At 70.6% G+C, this 2,553-nt stretch carries 3 protein-coding genes; 1 reads left to right on the top strand and 2 read right to left on the bottom strand.

Annotated features, from left to right (window positions below; all coding sequences use genetic code 11):
• Positions 1–1,424: 1,424 nt before the first annotated feature.
• Both ACFY32_RS34040 and ACFY32_RS34035 read right to left on the bottom strand, forming a co-directional pair.
• Positions 1,425–1,808 (bottom strand): hypothetical protein, encoded by a 384-nt coding sequence (locus ACFY32_RS34040; RefSeq protein WP_390676370.1) that lies wholly within the window; start codon positions 1,806–1,808, stop codon positions 1,425–1,427.
• A 70-nt stretch (positions 1,809–1,878) separates the two neighbouring features.
• Complete coding sequence (locus tag ACFY32_RS34035) at positions 1,879–2,169, bottom strand: helix-turn-helix domain-containing protein (RefSeq protein ID WP_390676369.1); 291 nt, start codon at positions 2,167–2,169, stop codon at positions 1,879–1,881.
• Positions 2,170–2,274: 105 nt separating this feature from the next.
• On the opposite strand from ACFY32_RS34035, the gene ACFY32_RS34030 reads away from it, so the two are divergent.
• Positions 2,275–2,436, top strand: coding sequence for a hypothetical protein (locus ACFY32_RS34030; RefSeq protein ID WP_390676368.1), 162 nt, complete (start codon positions 2,275–2,277; stop codon positions 2,434–2,436).
• Positions 2,437–2,553 lie beyond the last annotated feature (117 nt).

Raw genomic sequence — 2,553 nt, 5'->3', positions numbered from 1 at the left:
CCCGCGGAGCGGGTACCCCTGCGCTTCGCGCAGGGCAGGGGCACGCCCCCGCGATGCGGGGGAGAGTGACGGAGTGTCACCGCCCGCTCAGCGCGGGCGGTGCGTCCGGCTGCGCCGGACGTTCCCCTCTCCGCTGCGCTCCGAGGGGAGTCGGCCGGGCGCGTGCCGCGCCCGGGGCCCGCTGCGCGGGCAGGGCCGGACCGCTGCGCGGCACCGGCCGTGTGGGGCAGGAACCGGTGCATCACCTGCGGGTCTGTGTAGCGTCTGGGATTCGTGGGCACCCCCTCCGCTGCGCTGCGGGGGTGAGACTGGCAGCAGGGGAGGGGGTGCGGCGGGGTGGTCCGGCGCGGGCGGGATGGATCTTGCCGTCATGACGGCACGCCGTAGTGCCGTCACTGGCTTGGTGACTGAGGGTGCTTCAAACTCCGGGCCGGGATGGACTCTGGAATGGAGGCTGCATCACTCTGCATCAGTGCGTAGGCGCATGTACCGTTGGCGGATCTTGGGGACCCCCTCCGGAGGGTGTACACGGGCCTGTCAACACCCGGGCAAGGGTGGGGCGCAGCGCTGCGCGGCCGTCTCCGGGCCGTGCGGACGCGGGCCCGGATCGAGGGGACGCAGCGCCGTGACCTGCGTATACACGCGTCATGGGCGTGGCCCTGGCCGTGCCCGACACCCTCCCGGACCGCTCGCCGAGCCGCCCCGCCAGGAAGGCCGGCCACCCGCGCGCAGGGCCGGGGACGGGCCGCACGGACACGTCCTGACGGCTCGTCAGCCACCCGAACCGAATACCATCGGTCGCCCCAAACAGGGTTGACACCCCACCGGGAATCCAGCCATAAACACCGAGCGGCCCCGGAACAGAATCCGTCCCGGGGCCGCCCTGTGACATTCCGAATTACGCGGCCCGCTCCCGCTCCTTCTTCCGCCGATTAACAACCGTCGGTCTTCATTCGCGCGGTGCCTCAGGGCCGTTCACGGCGCAGTAAAGCCGCAGCCCCGGTCACCGCTGACGCGAGTGCGGCAAGGGCGCTCACTGGGGCCATGAGGCCCGGACAGGCGCAGAGGAGGCAAAGGGCGCCGGCGGTGGCCACGAGGGCCGCTGCGACCCGCAGGCGGCGCGTGGACAGGATCGTCGTCGGCGCAGTGGGATCGGTCGGCTGCTGAAGGGTCGGGGTCATGGTGGTCCTCCCTGGAGATCGGTCGGCTGCCTGAAAGGCAGGCGGGAACCGGGCCGCCTCGCAGGCGGCCTCAACTTCCTCACACCCATGACGTCGGTGTCACAACGACCTCTTTTGGGACAACGCATGGCAGAAAGTGACTGACGTCACGTGGCGGTCGGAGTCCCCAGGGAGCCTCCGAGACAGGCCCACGCCCTGGTCGCGCCGTAGCTCAACCAGGGCGTGTGGTGCCCGTCGGCGTCCTCAGGTGGCGGTGCGGCGATCGAGCGCGCGGGCCACGGTGTCGATGACGCGGTCGTCCTGGTCGGCGAGACGGATCAGGGCGCGCAGGATCTCAGACTTGTCGACGGCGCGGCCGGTGCGGCGGCGCAGGGCGAGGGCGAGCTGGTCGAGGGTGAGGGCGTCGTCCTGGTCCAGGAGCAGCGTGTACTTGCTGGGCTTGGCCGGGGCCGGCTGCTCGGGCACGGCTGCCGTTGTGCCGTCCTGCCGTTGTGCCGTCGTGCCGTCATCAGGGCGTTGGTCTGCGGTTTCTCCGCCGAAGCGGCCGGACAGGCCGGTGAGCAGCGCGTTCACGCCGGAATCGGCCGAGGCGGGCTTGTCCTCCTGGTCCTCGATGCGGGCGATCACACGGACCGGCGCGAGGGGGCCCGCACCGAAGCGGTGCGGGCCCCCTCCTGGGCTAGGACAGGTGCTAGTCCTACGACGCGGTGGCCCCGGGCAGCCAAGGGGCCGCCTCGGGGGTCTCCAGCGCCTTCAACCTGCGCCAGATGAACACCCATGTCGCCAAGCTGGCCTCGTCGATGCCGCACGCCCGCAGGTACGTGACGTACCGGTCATAGTCCGGAAGGGACTCCCCGCGGAGCATGTCGCTGATCGTGCTGCGCTTCAGCGCCCCTCCAGTGCGCCGCTCCAGCTCGCGTAGCGACGGCGCACCGCCCCAGACGTGCACGGCCCTCATCACCAGTACCAGTTCCTGCGTGCTCGACACCCGGATCGGATCGGGTTGCCCGAACGCCGGCACCGGCGGCGTCGGCCGCCTCCGCCTGGGCTGCCTAGCCGGACGGGCTTCCGAAACGCCCGACTTCACAGTCCCATGGGGCCACACTACGAGCCGCTCCTCGAACTCACCGGCGTGGAGCGCGATCGACTCCCTGTTACGAAGCGCGTGGAGATACGCACGGTCCCCGTCGACCAGATGAACAGCCTGGCCGAGCATGTCGAGTACTTCACGGCCAGGCAGAACCTCACCGGTTAGCACTCGCTCCACATGGACCTGGCTAAGAGGTCCTAACAAGGCGTTGGACGTGTCGGTGGGTGATGAGGCAGGTGGCGAGGCCGAGGAAAGCCTCGTGGATGTCGTCGCGCCGTTCCC

It is taken from the genome of Streptomyces sp. NPDC000134 (assembly GCF_042899225.1).
Taxonomy (GTDB): domain Bacteria; phylum Actinomycetota; class Actinomycetes; order Streptomycetales; family Streptomycetaceae; genus Streptomyces.
The sequence above is the reverse complement of the archived record's forward strand: the minus strand, read 5'-3'. Positions and strand labels throughout refer to the sequence as shown.